Here is a 15,253-nt window from a genome sequence, read left to right on the forward strand (position 1 = left end):
TGCCTCAACACATAATTTTCAGGATGTCCCCATGCTCCAACTGATCCTCGGCGGCGCCCGCTCCGGCAAAAGTCGCCTGGCGGAAAAACTCGCCAGCGAAAGCAATTTAGCGGTGACCTACATCGCCACCAGCCAGCCGCTGGACGGTGAAATGAACGACCGCGTCGCCCATCACCGCGCCCGCCGTCCCGCTGAATGGGCGCTCATCGAAGAGCCGCTGACGCTAGCTCGCGTGCTGCGCGAAAACGCCAGCACCGAGCGCTGCCTGCTGGTCGATTGCCTGACCCTGTGGCTGACCAATTTGCTGATGTTCGACGATGCCGAACGCCTCGCCGCCGAGCGCGAAGCCCTGCTCGAATGCCTGGCGTCACTGCCGGGGGAAATCATTTTTGTCAGCAACGAGACCGGAATGGGTGTCGTGCCGCTGGGCGAATTGACTCGCCGCTACGTCGATGAAGCCGGTTGGCTGCATCAAGCTCTGGCCGAGCGTTGTCAGCGAGTTGTCCTGACCGTCGCCGGCCTGCCCCTGACCCTGAAAGGACCTGCGTTATGACCCAAACCTGGTGGCTGAACCCGTGCAAACCGGTGCACGCCGATATCGTTGAGCAAGCGGCGGCGCGGCAGCAGCAATTGACCAAGCCGGCGGGTTCGCTCGGTCGACTGGAATCTGTAGCGGTGCAACTGGCCGGTCTGCAAGGCCAGGTCAAGCCGACGCTTGAGCAGATCTGGATTGCGATTTTTGCCGGTGATCACGGTGTGGTTGCTGAAGGTGTTTCCGCGTTTCCACAGGAAGTCACCGGGCAGATGCTGCTCAACTTCGTCAGTGGCGGGGCGGCGATCAGCGTGCTGGCGCGTCAGCTCAATGCGCAACTGGAAGTGGTGGATCTGGGCACGGTGACGCCGTCGCTGAACCTGCCAGGCGTACGTCACTTGAACATCGGTGTGGGTACGGCGAATTTCGTGCGGGGCGCCGCGATGACCCAGGCGCAAGGCGAACTCGCCTTGCAGGCCGGTCGCGACAGCGTACTGCGGGCGAAAGCGGCGGGCGCGCAGTTGTTCATCGGCGGCGAAATGGGTATTGGCAACACCACCGCTGCGAGCGCGCTGGCGTGTGCGCTGCTCGACTGCCCGGTGGTGCATCTGACTGGCCCGGGCACTGGATTGAATGCCGAAGGCGTCAGCCATAAAGCGCAAGTGATCGAGCGTGCTTTAGCCTTGCACGCGGCGCAACGGGGTGATGCGTTGCAGACGCTGTTCAATCTGGGTGGTTTTGAAATCGCCGCGCTGGTCGGCGCGTATCTGGCCGCGGCGCAGGAAGGTGTTGCGGTGTTGGTCGACGGTTTTATCTGCACCGTCGCCGCGCTGGTGGCGGTACGCCTGAATCCGGCCTGCCGCGAGTGGCTGCTGTTTGGTCACCGCGGCGCGGAACCGGGCCACCGGCATGTGCTGGAAACCCTGAACGCCGAGCCGTTGCTGGAACTCGGCCTGCGTTTGGGCGAGGGCAGTGGTGCAGCGTTGGCGGTGCCGCTGTTGCGTCTGGCCTGTGATCTGCACGGGCAGATGGCGACGTTTGCCGAAGCGGCGGTGGCGGACCGACCGGCATGACCTTGCGTCTGGATCTGCTGCGCCATGGTGAGACTGAGCTGGGCGGTGGCTTGCGCGGCAGCCTCGACGATGCGCTGACTGAAAAGGGCTGGGCGCAGATGCGTGCGGCGGTCATCGCGGGCGGGCCGTGGGAGCGTCTGGTCAGTTCGCCGTTGCAGCGTTGTGCACGCTTTGCCGCAGAACTCGGTGAGCAACTGAATCTGCCGGTGCAACTGGACAAGGATCTGCAGGAGCTGCATTTTGGCGCGTGGGAAGGGCAGAGCGCGGCGGCGTTGATGGAAACCGATGCCGAGGCGTTGGGGCTGTTCTGGGCGGATCCGTATTCGTTTACGCCGCCGCAAGGCGAGCCAGTCGACGAGTTTTCCAATCGAGTATTGGCGGCGGTCGCGCGGTTGCACGCGGCGTACGCGGGTGAGCGGGTGCTGTTGATCAGTCACGGCGGTGTGATGCGCCTGTTGCTGGCGCGGGCGCGGGGGTTACCCCGTGAGCAACTGCTCAATGTCGAAGTCGGTCATGGGGCATTGTTCTCGCTGACCGTCGAGGCTGATGGTTCGTTCAAGGAAGGCCACTGACATGTTGCCACTGTGGATCGCCCTGCAATTTCTCAGCAGTTTGCCGATTCGTTTGCCGGGGATGCCGGAGCCTGAACAGCTCGGACGTTCGCTGCTGTTTTATCCGCTGGTCGGGCTGCTGTTCGGGGTGATTCTCTGGACGCTGAATCTTGCGTTGGCCGGCGCGCCGCTGTTGCTGCACGCGGCGCTGTTGTTGACGGTTTGGGTGTTGCTCAGCGGGGCGTTGCATCTTGATGGACTCGCCGACAGCGCCGATGCCTGGCTCGGTGGATTCGGTGACCGCGAGCGCACGCTGACGATCATGAAGGATCCACGCAGCGGGCCGATTGCGGTGGTGACCCTGGTGTTGGTGTTGTTGCTGAAGTTTGCGGCATTGCTGGCGTTGATCGAACAGCAGCAGACGCCGGCGCTGATCATCGTGCCGCTGCTGGGGCGGGCGGCGCTGCTCGGGTTGTTTCTGACCACGCCGTATGTGCGGGCGGGCGGTCTGGGGCAGGCGTTGGCGGATCATTTGCCGCGCAGGGTCGGTTGGTGGGTTTTGGCGATTAGCGCCGTGGCCTGTGTGGTGATTGCCGGGTTCAGCGCCGTCGTTGCGCTGGTGATTGCTGTCGGAGTGTTTGTCTGGCTGCGGCGGGTGATGGTGCGGCGGTTGGGTGGTACGACCGGTGATACGGCGGGGGCGTTGCTGGAATTGCTGGAGATGGCGGTGCTGGTTGGGCTGGTTCTGGTCTAAGAGATTATTGCTGGATGGGCTGGCCCCATCGCGAGCAGGCTCACTCCTACAATTTGAAATGCATTCCCCTGTAGGAGTGAGCCTGCTCGCGAAATCGGTGTACCAGGCACCACAAATGTTATGGGTAAACTCCTCTGTAACTTGATTTAACACAGTCGCGGGTATATACACGCATCATGCTTCCTTCTCAGTGTTTGTGCACTAACCTGCGTCGCGCCGCTCGTGGCGTCAGCAGGCATTACGACGGCGCTCTCGACGGCTTCGGGATCAACGTTGCCCAGTATTCTCTGCTGTGCAATCTGCAGCGTCTGGATCAACCAAGCATCTCGGAACTTGCCGAAGCCATGGGCCTGGATCGCAGCACTCTGGGGCGCAATCTGCGCGTGCTGGAAGGCGAAGGGCTGGTGGCGCTGGCCGAGGGCGCAGACATGCGTAACCGCATCGTCCGGCTCACCGAAACCGGCGCCCAGCGTCTGACAGCGGCCTTGCCGGCCTGGGAAGCGGCGCAGCAGCGATTGATTGATCGCCTGGGTGCCGAGAAGCGTGAAACCTTGCTCAAATTGCTGGATGAGCTGGCCTGAGGCCGGTTTTTTCCGAACTCAAGCGGGTATATACCCGCAAGCGGAGAACAATAATGACATCGATGTGGCGTACGTGCGGTTGGGTGTTGGTAGGTAGTGCGCTGATTCTCGCGTTGTCATTGGGCGTGCGTCACGGCTTTGGACTGTTTCTGTCGCCGATGAGTGCGCAGTTCGGCTGGGGGCGCGAGGTGTTTGCCTTCGCGATCGCTTTGCAGAACCTGATCTGGGGTCTGGCGCAGCCGTTTACCGGCGCACTGGCCGATCGTTTCGGCGCGGCCAAAGTGGTGCTGATCGGTGGTGTGCTTTACGCCTTGGGCCTGGTGTTCATGGGCCTGTCCGACTCAGCGCTGACGTTGTCGTTGAGCGCCGGTTTGCTGATCGGTATCGGTCTGTCCGGCACGTCCTTCTCGGTCATCCTCGGCGTGGTTGGCCGCGCCGTTCCACCAGAGAAGCGCAGCATGGGCATGGGCATTGCCAGCGCCGCCGGGTCTTTCGGCCAGTTCGCCATGTTGCCGGGAACGCTGGGGCTGATTGGCTGGCTCGGCTGGTCCGCAGCGCTGTTAGTGTTGGGCCTGTTGGTGGCGATGATCGTGCCGCTGGTGAGCATGCTCAAGGACAAACCGCTGCCGTTGCTCGGTCACGAGCAGACGCTGTCTGAAGCCCTTCGTGAAGCTTGCTCGCATTCGGGTTTCTGGCTGTTGGCGTTCGGCTTTTTTGTCTGCGGTTTTCAAGTGGTGTTCATTGGCGTGCATTTGCCGGCATATCTGGTCGATCAGCACTTGCCGGCCACGGTCGGCACCACGGTGCTGGCGCTGATCGGTTTGTTCAACATCTTCGGCACCTACACCGCCGGATGGCTCGGTGGACGCATGTCCAAACCGCGTTTGCTGACCGCGCTGTATCTTTTGCGCGCGGTGGTGATCGCGCTGTTCCTGTGGTTGCCGGTGACGACGACATCCGCCTACCTGTTTGGCATGGCCATGGGCTTCCTGTGGCTGTCGACCGTGCCGTTGACCAACGGCACGGTGGCGACCTTGTTTGGTGTGCGAAATCTGTCCATGCTCGGTGGCATCGTGTTCCTGTTCCATCAACTCGGTTCGTTCCTCGGCGGCTGGCTGGGCGGGGTGGTGTATGACCGTACCGGGAGTTATGACTTGATCTGGCAAGTGGCGATTCTTCTCAGTCTGTTGGCGGCGGCATTGAACTGGCCGGTGCGCGAGCGTCCGGTGGCGCGCCTGCAAGCTGCTGCGAGCGCCGCATGAGCCGATTCTGGCCACGAATTGCCATCACCGCACTCGGCGCTGCCCTGCTGGCGCTGGTGTGGTGGGGCTGGCATCAGGGCGGGCTGGCCCTGATGCAGCTGGGCATGAGCATTTGCTAGAAGGCTGTCCGGCGAGTAACGTCGAGGTCTGACGACTGCTCAAGGATGCTCGACATGCTGATGCGCTGGTGTGCTGTTCCCGCGTTGCTGATGGCGTTGACCGGCCTGGCCCAGGCTGCGGATTGCCCGGAACTGTTGCAAGGTTCGCTACCAAAATTGCGCGCCAAGGAATCCATCGATCTGTGCCAGCGCTACGCCGACAAGCCACTTGTGGTGATCAATACCGCGAGTTTCTGTGGTTTCGCGCCACAGTTCGAAGGCCTTGAAGCGCTCAATCAGCGCTACAAGGCGCAAGGTCTGGAAATGCTCGGCGTGCCGTCGAACGACTTCAAGCAGGAGTCCAAGGACAGCGCCGAGACGGCCAAGGTCTGTTACGCCAATTACGGCGTGACCTTCACCATGACCGAGCCACAGAAAGTTCGCGGTGATGACGCCACGCATCTGTTTCAGGTGCTGGCCGCGCAGAGCAGTGCGCCGAAGTGGAATTTCTACAAATATGTGGTGGATCGTCAGGGCAAGGTGATTGCGAATTTCTCCAGCCTGACCAAACCCGATGATCCGGAATTTCTCGCGGCAATCGAGAAAGCCATCGCCTCGAAACCCCTCAAACCATAACCCCGGCGCCCCTGCGATAGCTCTGTAGGAGCTGCGGCACGCTGCGATCTTTTGATCCTGGTGTTGAGATCAAGATCCAAAGATCGCAGCCTCGTGTCACTCGACAGCTCCTACAGGGGAGCCGTTGCGAAGGCACAAAAAAAGCCCCGCTTTCTGCAAAGAGAGCGGGGCTTTTTTGTGGGCGAGGGGGTTAGCCTCGCCGTGCAGTATCAGAAGCGGTAGGTCGCGCCGACACCGAAACCGTTTGCCGAGTTTTCATACTTGGCGTCGTAGGTCTGGCCACGATCGTTTTCGTTGCGGATCTTGACCGACTCTTCCTTCAGGTACGAGTAGGCAACGTCGATGGTCAGGTCTTCGGTCGGGCTCCAGCCAGCACCGATGCTGAAGATGGTCCGGTCGCCGGTAGGAATACGTGGCGAACGGTCGACGTTATTGGTCGGCGACTGGTCGAAAGTCAGACCGGTGCGCAGTACCCATTCCTTGTTCAGTTGGTACGAAGTACCCACGGCGTAAGCCCAGGAGTCGTGCCAGTTCTGGTCTTCGGTGATTTCACCGAACTGACCGGCCAGCAGCGGCTGAACGCCCGAGTTTTCTACGGTGATCTTTTTCAGCTGGCTCCAACGGGTGAAGGTGGAACCGGCATAGACGTTCCACTGGTCGTTGATGGCCTGAGTGACCGAGAAGTCCACGGATTCAGGTGTGGTGATCTTCAGCGAAGCGTCGTACTTCTGGTTGGCGCCGAGGCCGATTGCGCCCAGCACACCGTAGTTGACCTTGGTGTTGCCTTCGAGCTTGTAGTCGACTTTCGAGTGGTAAGTCAGACCCAGGCGAGTGGTGTCAGTGGCTTGCACCAGCACACCAATGTTGTAGCCCAGTGCGGTGTCGTCACCCTTGATCTTGACCTTGCCGTCCGGAGCCGCCTGAGTAATCGACAGGTTCGATTCCAGGGTGCCGTCGATGCGGTTGATGGTCGGACCGAAACCGATCGACACCACGTCGTTGAACTTGTAGCTCACGGTTGGCTGGAAGGTGATGACTTGAACTTCGGACTTGCTGCCGAAGTAGCGGCCGGCGAAGTTGTTTTCGTAGTCGGTAATCAGGCCGAACGGCACGTAGACGCCGAGACCGAATGCCCAATGCTCATCGATCGGTTTGACGTAGAAGCCCATAGGTACGGAGGTGAAGGGCACCATGTCGCCTTTGTTGCTGCCGCCGTTAGGGCTGGAGCTGGCATCGCTGATATCGGTTTTTGCGTCGAGGAATGCAACACCACCAGTGACTTGTTCACGCGTGATGCGCGACATGCCGGCAGGGTTGCCATAAACAGTGCTTGCGTCGTCGGCAGAAGAAGATCGCCCAGCGTAACCAGTGCCCATCCCGCTGATACTGTGTTCGTTGATGGCAAAGCCAGCTGCGAAGATCTGGGTGGATGCCATGGTAACGGCGAGGCTAAGGGTGGTTTTGAGCATTACTTTTTTCATTATTAGAACTCCTGGTGATCACCGGGGCGAAAATTACCAACATTTTCGTCCCAGCGCTATAGTCCGTATGCCTTGAGTTAGAGGGGTTTTGTAGGACAATCCGACCAAAATCACGACCTGTTGTGCGATCTTGTGAAACTGCCTGGTCAGCAAGCGACCTGATTCAGCGGTGAAACACAAGTTTGCCAGGCGCAGGTGAAGTCACGCAGACGACCCTGGGGCTGAAAGGTCTGACGCCAGATACGCGCCATACCGAGCAGATCATTCGGGTCGGGGAGGGTGGGGTTTTGTTCTTCCACCAGAAGCCAGGCGATTGCCGTGGCGTAACGCAGGTTGACGGTCAGTTCCAGGTGCGGGCCGCTGAGAAAGGCATGCTGGCTGGCGAGGCCGCGCACCAGGCTTGCACGCTCCGGATCGAGCGCCAGGTAGTGATCCCAAAGCGCCTGATGGCGATGCTCGGCGATGCGGTAGAGGCCGTGGCCACGGCGGTCATGCAGGGCGGACCCGAGGGCGGACTGGCTGGCGGCAATGCCCAGCAGCAGGGATTCGGCAGTTGCGCAGTGACGTCCCAGATAAATCAGCGTAGGACGGATCACATAGCGACACAGTTCGCTGGCAGCGATACCCATAAAGCCCTCGGATCTTGTTATTGGGCGGCGATACCTGAAGGGGCCTTGGCAGCGGTGGATCGACTCAGGCTCGCCGGAAGCGGATCACGCCGCTTGAGTTGAAGTGTAGTGTCATATTCGCGACGTAAAGGCCTGTTTTTAAAATATTTCCGCCGACCCGTTATAACCGTTATATCGGAAGGTGCTTAAGCACTAACGGCGTAAAGTGAAACATCAGGCAATAAAAAGCCCCGCGTTTTAAGCGGGGCTTGGGCTTTTTGCAGCCTTTTCGGCTTTCAGGCAACCAGTGCCTGACGGGTGCGATCAATTACGGCCTGCAGCGGTTCGGCGCTGGAGTATTGATCGGGATACAGACGCTCGCTGTGGCGGGCGATCCCGTGTTCATTGACCACGGTGAAGCTGAAGCAGCCTTTGCGAGCGGCCATGATCAGGCAGTTCATCGGTGCAAAAGCGTTGGTTAGGGTGCGAATGGCATCCTGAGTCTGGATTTGAGTAGACATAGTTATTAGGTGTTCCTACAAATGACACGGATAAGAACCGTGCAACGTTAAAACGTTCCAGTAATGTCGACCACCATTGGTCTAACAAAGAACCCGACTGGAACAAAGCAGCCAGTTTGAAGCGCTGATAAGTTGGCGCGCTTGGGCTGGCAGGTAGGTACTTAGGAGGACAGGCATCACATCAAGGGCAAAGGTTCTGGGCCCGGGGTGAAGATCCTGATCAATTTGCAGGTTGGTTCGGTCAGAGTAAGGTCTTCGCAACACCCTTTGCATCATTCAAAGGCTGTGTCGTCGCAAGATTTACCTGGAAACCATCGAGGGGTCGTTCCCGCTTTTTTCGGCAAATGTTTCGGTTAGGAAACTGACCGTGGGGGATGTGTTCGACCGGAATTGACTTTCAGCTTGGTACTAACGCCGCGGATACTAACGGATCAATTTTTTTAAAGCAAACCTTTGTTGGTAAAATATTGAAAATCCTGGCCAGGTCTGCTTTGCATTCCACCGGTTTGCCCCGAATTGGCTCACATCCCGACCATCGGTCGGTGAATGTTTTTTCATCAAACCGCGTTTTAGAGCCGCTTATCCCCAGGCAGATAGCCAAAACGACCCGAAAAAGCGCATCGATATAACCGGGTAACAGGTACTTGTGCACATTAGTTGCGCGGGCTGTAACGACGCTGTCACATCAATCCTGACTCCGGTAGCTGCCTGCAACGAAAGTTTAAGTCAATGAAAAACATCGCTTTTTTTTGTTGGTGAAAAAATCGTCAGTTTGACTGCGAGCCCCATTCCACAAGGCTTTGCGAGGGTTGAAGGGCGGTTGTCCACTGAGTTATCCACAGCTTCTGTGGATTGTCCCGAGCGCTTGCTCTAGGACGGGCGTGCCGGGTTGTTTTTCGACTTTACCTGTAAGAAAAAGAGAGTAGAGTGGCGCGCCTTCCGATCTGTCCCACAGTGCTTTATGAAGTTTCGCTCAGTATCAGACTCTGTTACCTCAGAACCTCCTCGTGTTACCTCGCCAAAGCGATTTTCCGTACGTGTTGCCGAATGGCTGCTCGACAGCCCGCGCCTGAGCGACAGTCACAATGCCAAGCACCTTGCAGGGCGCTTGCTCAAGCAACCGGCGCGCGAAGGCGTGGTTGCCGCGCAAAGCCGTCTCGGCCAGTTGATGTGCCGCGAATGCGGGAATGCCCGCGATCGGCGCATCGGTCACGATCTGTTGCGTCAGGCCGCACGCGCCGGCGACCTTCGTGCACAACAGGAACTTGGCCTCATCGAAGACTGAGCTGTCCAAGTTCTGACACCTTGGTTAACCTTCAGGCTTTATCGGATCGGCAGGAATCGCTATGGCTATGGACTTGACCAGCCTATTGCTGGGGCTCGCAGGGGCAGGGCTGCCGCTGCTGGCACTGGCCTGGCAACTGCAACGCCGGGCGAGCAGCGGACAAGCCGAAGTGGCCTTGCTCGAAGAGCGACTGGCGATGGCGCAACTGGCGCAGGACGGGCTCAACGCGCAACTGGACAGCAGTCGCGACGAAGTCGCCGACCTCGGCCAGGCCAACGCGGCCAAACAAGCTGAACTGGCAGCCTTGCGTCGCGAAGTCGAGTTGTTGCAGATCGAGCGCGATGACGCCCGTGATGCCTCCCACGCCTGGAACATCGAGCGTGCCGGCAAAGAAACCGAACTGCGTCGCCTCGACGCTCAGGCGGCTTCGCTGAACGCCGAATTGCGCGAACAACAGGAAAGCCATCAACAACGCCTCAATGACCTGCAAGGCTCGCGCGATGAGTTGCGTGCGCAGTTCGCCGAACTGGCGGGCAAGATCTTCGACGAGCGTGAACAGCGATTCGCCGAGACCAGCCAGCAGCGTCTTGGCCAGTTGCTCGATCCGTTGAAAGAACGCATTCAGTCTTTCGAAAAGCGTGTTGAGGAAAGCTATCAAGCCGAGGCTCGCGAACGCTTCTCGCTGGCCAAGGAGCTGGAGCGTTTGCAGGCGCTCAATCTGCGCTTGAGCGATGAAGCCACCAACCTGACCCGCGCCTTGAAAGGCCAGAAAACCCAAGGCAACTGGGGCGAGTTGATCCTCGAGCGAGTGCTGGAACACGCCGGCCTGGAAAAGGGCCGCGAGTACCAGACGCAGGTTAACCTCAAGGGCCCGGACGGCGAGCGCTTCCAGCCGGACGTGATCATTTACCTGCCGGGCGACAAGCAGGTCGTGGTCGACTCCAAGGTCAGCCTGACCGCGTATCAACAGTACGTCGCCGCCGAAGACGATACCCTCGGGCAGATTGCGATCAAGCAGCACGTGCTGTCCCTGCGCAATCACGTCAAGGGTTTGTCCGGCAAGGACTATAAACGTCTGGAAGGCTTGCACAGCCTCGATTTCGTTCTGCTGTTCGTGCCCATCGAAGCGGCTTTTTCGGCGGCATTGCAGGCTGAGCCGACGCTGTTTCAGGACGCGTTCGACCGCAACATCGTGATCGTCAGTCCGACCACGTTGCTGGCGACGTTGCGGGTCATCGACAGCCTGTGGAAGCAGGAACGTCAGAGCCAGAACGCCCGGGAAATCGCCGAGCGGGCCGGGTGGCTGTACGACAAGTTCGTGTTGTTCATTCAGGATCTGGACGAGGTCGGCAATCGCCTGCAACAACTGGACAAAGCCTACAGCTCGGCGCGCAACAAGCTGACAGAAGGACGCGGCAATCTGGTCAGCCGCAGTGAGCAGCTCAAGCTGCTCGGTGCGCGGGCGAGCAAAAGCTTGCCGGCGGATCTGCTGGAGCGGGCGATGACGGATGTCGACGGCTTGGTCGAGTTACCTGAGTAAAGATCAAAAGATCGCAGCCTTCGGCAGCTCCTACAGGGATCTATGTAGGAGCTGCCGAAGGCTGCGATCTTTTGCTGTTAGAGCGGCAGATAACGACTCAACAGCGCTCGCAGCGCCGCCGGTTTCACCGGTTTCGCCAGATAATCCAGCCCCGCCGCATGCACCTGTGCGACCATCTCCGGCCGCCCGTCGGCACTGATTACCACGCCTGGCACCGGTTCACCCAGATTCGTGCGTAACCACGCCATCAACTCGGTCCCGGTATCCCCGTGATCAAGGTGATAGTCGACCAGCGCCAGTTGCGGCCGCACGCCATCACTGAGCAGCGCTGCACATTCCTCACGATTGCGCGCCGTCCAGACCTGACAGCCCCAGCGGCTCAACAGGCTGTTCATGCCAATCAGAATGCTGTCCTCGTTATCGACGCACAGCACCTGCGCGCCGCTTAGCATCTTGCCGTTGATCTCGACGGCGGCGCTGGCCGGCACGGTTTGCGTGCGCGCCAACGGCACGCTGACGCTGAACACGCTGCCGCGTCCCGGCCACGAGCGCACACGCAGCGTATGACCGAGCACGCGACACAAGCCGTCGGCGATCGCCAGCCCGAGCCCGAGGCCTTTTTCGGCGCGGGTCTGATGGCTGTCGAGGCGTTTGAACTCCTCGAAAATCACCTGCTGCTTGTCTTCCGGAATGCCCGGCCCGCGATCCCACACCTCAAGGCACAACTCGCCGGCGCGACGCCGCACGCCCAGCAGTACCGGGCCTTTGGCGTAGCGGAACGCATTGGTGAGGAAGTTCTGCAGGATCCGTCGCAGCAGTTTGATGTCGCTGTCGATGCGCAAATGGCTGCCACGTACGCGAAAGGTCAGACCCTGTTCCTGAGCCTGCGCCTTGAACTCGGCGCCGAGCGTGTCGAACAGCTCATCGACCGCAAACGGCTTGCGATCCGGATTGATCTTGCCGTTTTCCAGGCGGGAAATATCCAGTAGATCGCTGATCAGGTCTTCGGCCGAACGCAATGAACTGTCGAGGTGCTGCACCAGTTTCTGCGCCTCACTGCTCAAGCCGTCATCCTGATGGGAGAGGGCGGCGGAGAACAGGCGAGCGGCGTTCAAGGGCTGCATCAAGTCATGGCTGACGGCGGCGAGGAAACGGGTTTTCGACTGGTTGGCGGCCTCGGCGGTGCCTTTGGCTTCGGTCAGCGCGACGTTGAGTTGTGACAGCTCCTGAGTGCGTTCGCTGACCCGTTGCTCCAGCCCCTCGTTGGCTTCGGTCAAGGCCTGCTCGGCTTCGCGGAACGCAGTAATGTCGGTAAAGCTCATCACAAAACCGCCGCCCGGCATCGGGTTGCCGATCAGCTCGATGACCCGGCCGTTGGGGAACAGACGTTCAGAGGTGTGTGCACGGCCCTGACGCATCCAGTGCAAACGCCGGGCGACGTGGACTTCCGCCTCGCCGGGACCGCACAAGCCGCGCTCGGCGTTGTAGCGAATAATGTCGGCAATCGGTCGGCCGACACTGATCAGTCCGTCCGGGTAGTTGAACAGCTCCAGATAACGCCGGTTCCACGCCACCAGTTTCAGCGACTGGTCGACCACGCTGATGCCCTGGGTGATGTTCTCGATGGCGCCTTGCAGCAGCGCGCGGTTGAACTGCAGCACCTCGGAAGCTTCGTCGGCGATGCGGACGACATCCTCCAGCTGCATTTCCCGACCTTCAATGGCGGCTTTTACCACAGCTCGCGTCGAAGAGGCGCCCAGTACACCGGCCAGCAAGCGTTCGGTATGGGCAATCCATTCACCGTCGGCGTTCTGGTTGGGGTTGAAACCTTTGCCTTGGCGGTAGGCGAATCGAATGAAGCTCTGGCGGGCGCGTTCTTCACCGACAAATCGCGCCGCCAGTTGCAGCAGATCGTCTATCTGTACCGCCAGCATTGAGCGCGCACTCGGGCGGGCGCTGATTTCCTGACCAATGAAACGCCCGGCCTGCCAATGCTCCGACACCCGGGTGCGGGACAACACCGAGACCCAGGCGAACAAGGTGAAGTTGCCCGCCAGCGACAGCACCACACCTTGGGTCAATGGCGTGATAGGCAGGTTCAGCGGGTTGCTGTGCAGCCACGCCAGACCGGGGAAGGTGTCCAGCGACCAGCCGAGACTGCGCGCGGCAATCGGCAGGATCAGCGTGTAAAACCACAGGAACGTGCCGGCGGCGAGGCCGGCAAACACTCCCCGCCGGTTGGCCTGTTTCCAGTACAGCGCGCCGAGCATTGCCGGTGCCAGTTGTGTCACCGCGGCGAAGGCGATCTGGCCGATGGTTGCGAGACTTGCCGTGGAACCCAGCAGGCGATAGCTGACGTAAGCCAGCAGCAGAATCAGCACGATACTCACGCGCCGTACCGACAGCATCCATTGACGGAACACTTCGAACGGGCGCTCGGCGTTGTTGCGCCGCAACAGCCACGGCAAGAGCATGTCGTTGGAAACCATGGTCGACAACGCCACGCTGGCGACGATGACCATGCCGGTTGCGGCTGAAGCGCCGCCGATAAACGCCAGCACTGCCAGCGCCGGGTGCGCCTGAGCCAGTGGCAGGCTGATCACGAACGAGTCCGGCAACACGTCTTTGGGAAGCATCATCTGACCAGCGAGGGCGATCGGTACTACAAACAACGCGGCCAAGGCGAGATACGCCGGGAACACCCATTTGGCCAGACGCAGATCCTGCGGATCGATGTTCTCCACCACGGTGACGTGGAATTGCCGTGGCAGGCAGATGATCGCCATCATGGCCACGCCGGTCTGCACCACCATCGACGGCCAGTTGATGGTTTCTTTCCAGTATTCCTCAAGGCGCGGGGCGAGCATCGCCTGGTTGAACAGGTCGTCAAAACCGTCATACAGGCCAAAAGTGACAAAGGCGCCGACGGCGAGAAAGGCGAACAGCTTGACCAGCGATTCAAAGGCAATCGCCAGCACCATGCCACGGTGGTGTTCGGTGGCGTCGAGGTTGCGCGTGCCGAAGACGATGGTGAACAGCGCCAGCACCAGTGACACGATCAGCGCGGTGTCCTGGGCGCGGGTGCCCATCGCGTCGGCTCCGGCGCCGATCAGCAGGTTCACGCCAAGGACGATGCCTTTGAGTTGCAAAGCAATGTAGGGAAGAACGCCGACCAGGCAGATCAACGCCACCACCACCGCCAGTGATTGTGATTTGCCGTAGCGTGCGGCGATAAAGTCAGCGATGGAGGTGATGTTCTCCTGTTTGCTGATCATCACCATTTTTTGCAGGACCCACGGCGCACAGACCAGCAGCAGGATCGGGCCAAGGTAAATCGGCAGGAATGACCAGAGCTGTTCGGCGGCCTGACCGACCGCACCGAAAAATGTCCAGCTGGTGCAATAAACCGCCAGCGACAAGCTGTACACCCAGGCACGCATCCGTGGTGGCAGCGGCGTGCTGCGACGGTCGCCGTAGAAGGCGATGGCGAACATGATGGCCATATAGGCCAGGGCGACGGCGGCGATCAGCCCGGTGGACAACGACATGCAACACTCCCGACAGAAGACTCCCCGGCACTCCTGCCCGGGCGGACAGTCTCGCATGAGTGCGGCGGTTAGTCAGTGTCGACCAAGGTCGTGGCGTGGCGGGGTGTCGCAGGTGGGGAACCGGGTGGTTTTTGGGGTGACTCTTAAGGCGCCATCGCGAGCAGGCTCACTCCTACAGGGGAATGCATTCCAATTGTAGGAGTGAGCCTGCTCGCGATGGCGTCAGTCGTGTTGCAACGCGATATCGATCAACCGATGCAACTCTTCAACCTCCAGTGCCGCCGCCGAAAACAGAATGCGAAACACCACTGGCGCCACCACCAGATTAATCAAATGATCAACGCTCGGTGCCTGCTCATCGGGATGCCGCTCAATAATGGTCTGCAACTGCGCCCCGATAATCGTCACGCAATACCCCGGCGTAGCACTCGCCTGCACGTCGCGCATCATGTTGCGTCCGGGCTCTGAACTCATCTCGTCGAGATATTGCTCGGCCCACGCGCGGATATCGCTGCGCAGACTGCCGGTTTGCGCCGGTTCGCTGTCAGGGCGCATGCGGGCGAGGGCGACATCCGCCAGCAAGGCCGCCAGATCCCCCCAGCGCCGATAAATCGTCGATGGCGTGACGCCTGCGCGTGCGGCGATTTGCGGGACGGTCACGGTCGAACGCTCCTGTTCTTGCAGGAGGGCGCGGACTGCCGAATGAATCGACTCTTGCACCCGGGCACTGCGACCGCCGGGGCGTAAACCTTCTTTAATAGCCATGCGCCAGACCTTAACACA

General features: G+C 60.1%; 15 protein-coding genes. 10 read left to right on the forward strand and 5 right to left on the reverse strand.

Going from position 1 to position 15,253, the window contains the following annotated elements:
• Positions 1–31 precede the first annotated feature (31 nt).
• The 8 genes from cobU (at position 32) to JFT86_RS28445 (ending at position 5,487) form a co-directional block, all read left to right on the forward strand.
• Complete coding sequence (cobU, locus tag JFT86_RS28415) at positions 32–553, forward strand: bifunctional adenosylcobinamide kinase/adenosylcobinamide-phosphate guanylyltransferase (protein WP_201239337.1); 522 nt, start codon at positions 32–34, stop codon at positions 551–553.
• Complete coding sequence (cobT, locus tag JFT86_RS28420) at positions 550–1,605, forward strand: nicotinate-nucleotide--dimethylbenzimidazole phosphoribosyltransferase (RefSeq protein WP_201239338.1); 1,056 nt, start codon at positions 550–552, stop codon at positions 1,603–1,605. The genes cobU and cobT overlap by 4 nt, the downstream gene beginning before the upstream one ends.
• A complete protein-coding gene (gene cobC / locus JFT86_RS28425) occupies positions 1,602–2,177 on the forward strand; it encodes an alpha-ribazole phosphatase family protein (protein ID WP_201239339.1) in 576 nt (191 codons plus the stop codon). The genes cobT and cobC overlap by 4 nt, the downstream gene beginning before the upstream one ends.
• Before the next feature lies 1 nt (position 2,178).
• Entirely contained in the window at positions 2,179–2,910 is a 732-nt protein-coding gene (locus tag JFT86_RS28430) for an adenosylcobinamide-GDP ribazoletransferase (RefSeq protein WP_201239340.1), read from the forward strand.
• Between the two features lie 176 nt (positions 2,911–3,086).
• Positions 3,087–3,491: a MarR family winged helix-turn-helix transcriptional regulator gene (locus JFT86_RS28435; RefSeq protein ID WP_201239341.1), complete on the forward strand. Its 405-nt coding sequence runs from the start codon at positions 3,087–3,089 to the stop codon at positions 3,489–3,491.
• A gap of 53 nt (positions 3,492–3,544) precedes the next feature.
• Positions 3,545–4,753: an MFS transporter gene (locus JFT86_RS28440; protein ID WP_201239342.1), complete on the forward strand. Its 1,209-nt coding sequence runs from the start codon at positions 3,545–3,547 to the stop codon at positions 4,751–4,753.
• Positions 4,750–4,872: a hypothetical protein gene (locus tag JFT86_RS29355; RefSeq protein ID WP_256583597.1), complete on the forward strand. Its 123-nt coding sequence runs from the start codon at positions 4,750–4,752 to the stop codon at positions 4,870–4,872. The genes JFT86_RS28440 and JFT86_RS29355 overlap by 4 nt, the downstream gene beginning before the upstream one ends.
• Positions 4,873–4,926: 54 nt before the next feature.
• Entirely contained in the window at positions 4,927–5,487 is a 561-nt protein-coding gene (locus tag JFT86_RS28445; protein WP_201239343.1) for a glutathione peroxidase, read from the forward strand.
• Between the two features lie 209 nt (positions 5,488–5,696).
• On the opposite strand, the gene JFT86_RS28450 is transcribed toward JFT86_RS28445, so the two are convergent.
• From JFT86_RS28450 to JFT86_RS28460, 3 genes are all read right to left on the reverse strand, one after another.
• Positions 5,697–6,968, reverse strand: a complete 1,272-nt coding sequence (locus tag JFT86_RS28450; protein ID WP_201239344.1) for an outer membrane protein transport protein — start codon at positions 6,966–6,968, stop codon at positions 5,697–5,699.
• Positions 6,969–7,114: 146 nt separating this feature from the next.
• A complete protein-coding gene (locus JFT86_RS28455; RefSeq protein WP_103306940.1) occupies positions 7,115–7,597 on the reverse strand; it encodes a hypothetical protein in 483 nt (160 codons plus the stop codon).
• Between the two features lie 275 nt (positions 7,598–7,872).
• Entirely contained in the window at positions 7,873–8,097 is a 225-nt protein-coding gene (locus tag JFT86_RS28460; RefSeq protein ID WP_108589715.1) for a hypothetical protein, read from the reverse strand.
• 961 nt (positions 8,098–9,058) lie between these two features.
• Between JFT86_RS28460 and JFT86_RS28465 the strand changes: the two genes are divergently transcribed.
• A complete protein-coding gene (locus JFT86_RS28465) occupies positions 9,059–9,382 on the forward strand; it encodes a hypothetical protein (RefSeq protein WP_103306941.1) in 324 nt (107 codons plus the stop codon).
• Positions 9,383–9,557: 175 nt separating this feature from the next.
• Complete coding sequence (rmuC, locus tag JFT86_RS28470; RefSeq protein WP_201239419.1) at positions 9,558–10,922, forward strand: DNA recombination protein RmuC; 1,365 nt, start codon at positions 9,558–9,560, stop codon at positions 10,920–10,922.
• 77 nt (positions 10,923–10,999) lie between these two features.
• Here rmuC and JFT86_RS28475 read toward each other — a convergent pair whose 3' ends face one another.
• Together JFT86_RS28475 and JFT86_RS28480 are read right to left on the reverse strand one after the other, a co-directional pair.
• Positions 11,000–14,470, reverse strand: coding sequence for a PAS domain-containing hybrid sensor histidine kinase/response regulator (locus JFT86_RS28475; RefSeq protein ID WP_201239345.1), 3,471 nt, complete (start codon positions 14,468–14,470; stop codon positions 11,000–11,002).
• Between the two features lie 222 nt (positions 14,471–14,692).
• Positions 14,693–15,235, reverse strand: a complete 543-nt coding sequence (locus tag JFT86_RS28480; RefSeq protein ID WP_201239346.1) for a TetR/AcrR family transcriptional regulator — start codon at positions 15,233–15,235, stop codon at positions 14,693–14,695.
• Positions 15,236–15,253: the final 18 nt, after the last annotated feature.

The sequence above is a fragment of the Pseudomonas sp. TH06 genome, from assembly GCF_016651305.1.
Taxonomy (GTDB): Bacteria; Pseudomonadota; Gammaproteobacteria; order Pseudomonadales; family Pseudomonadaceae; genus Aquipseudomonas.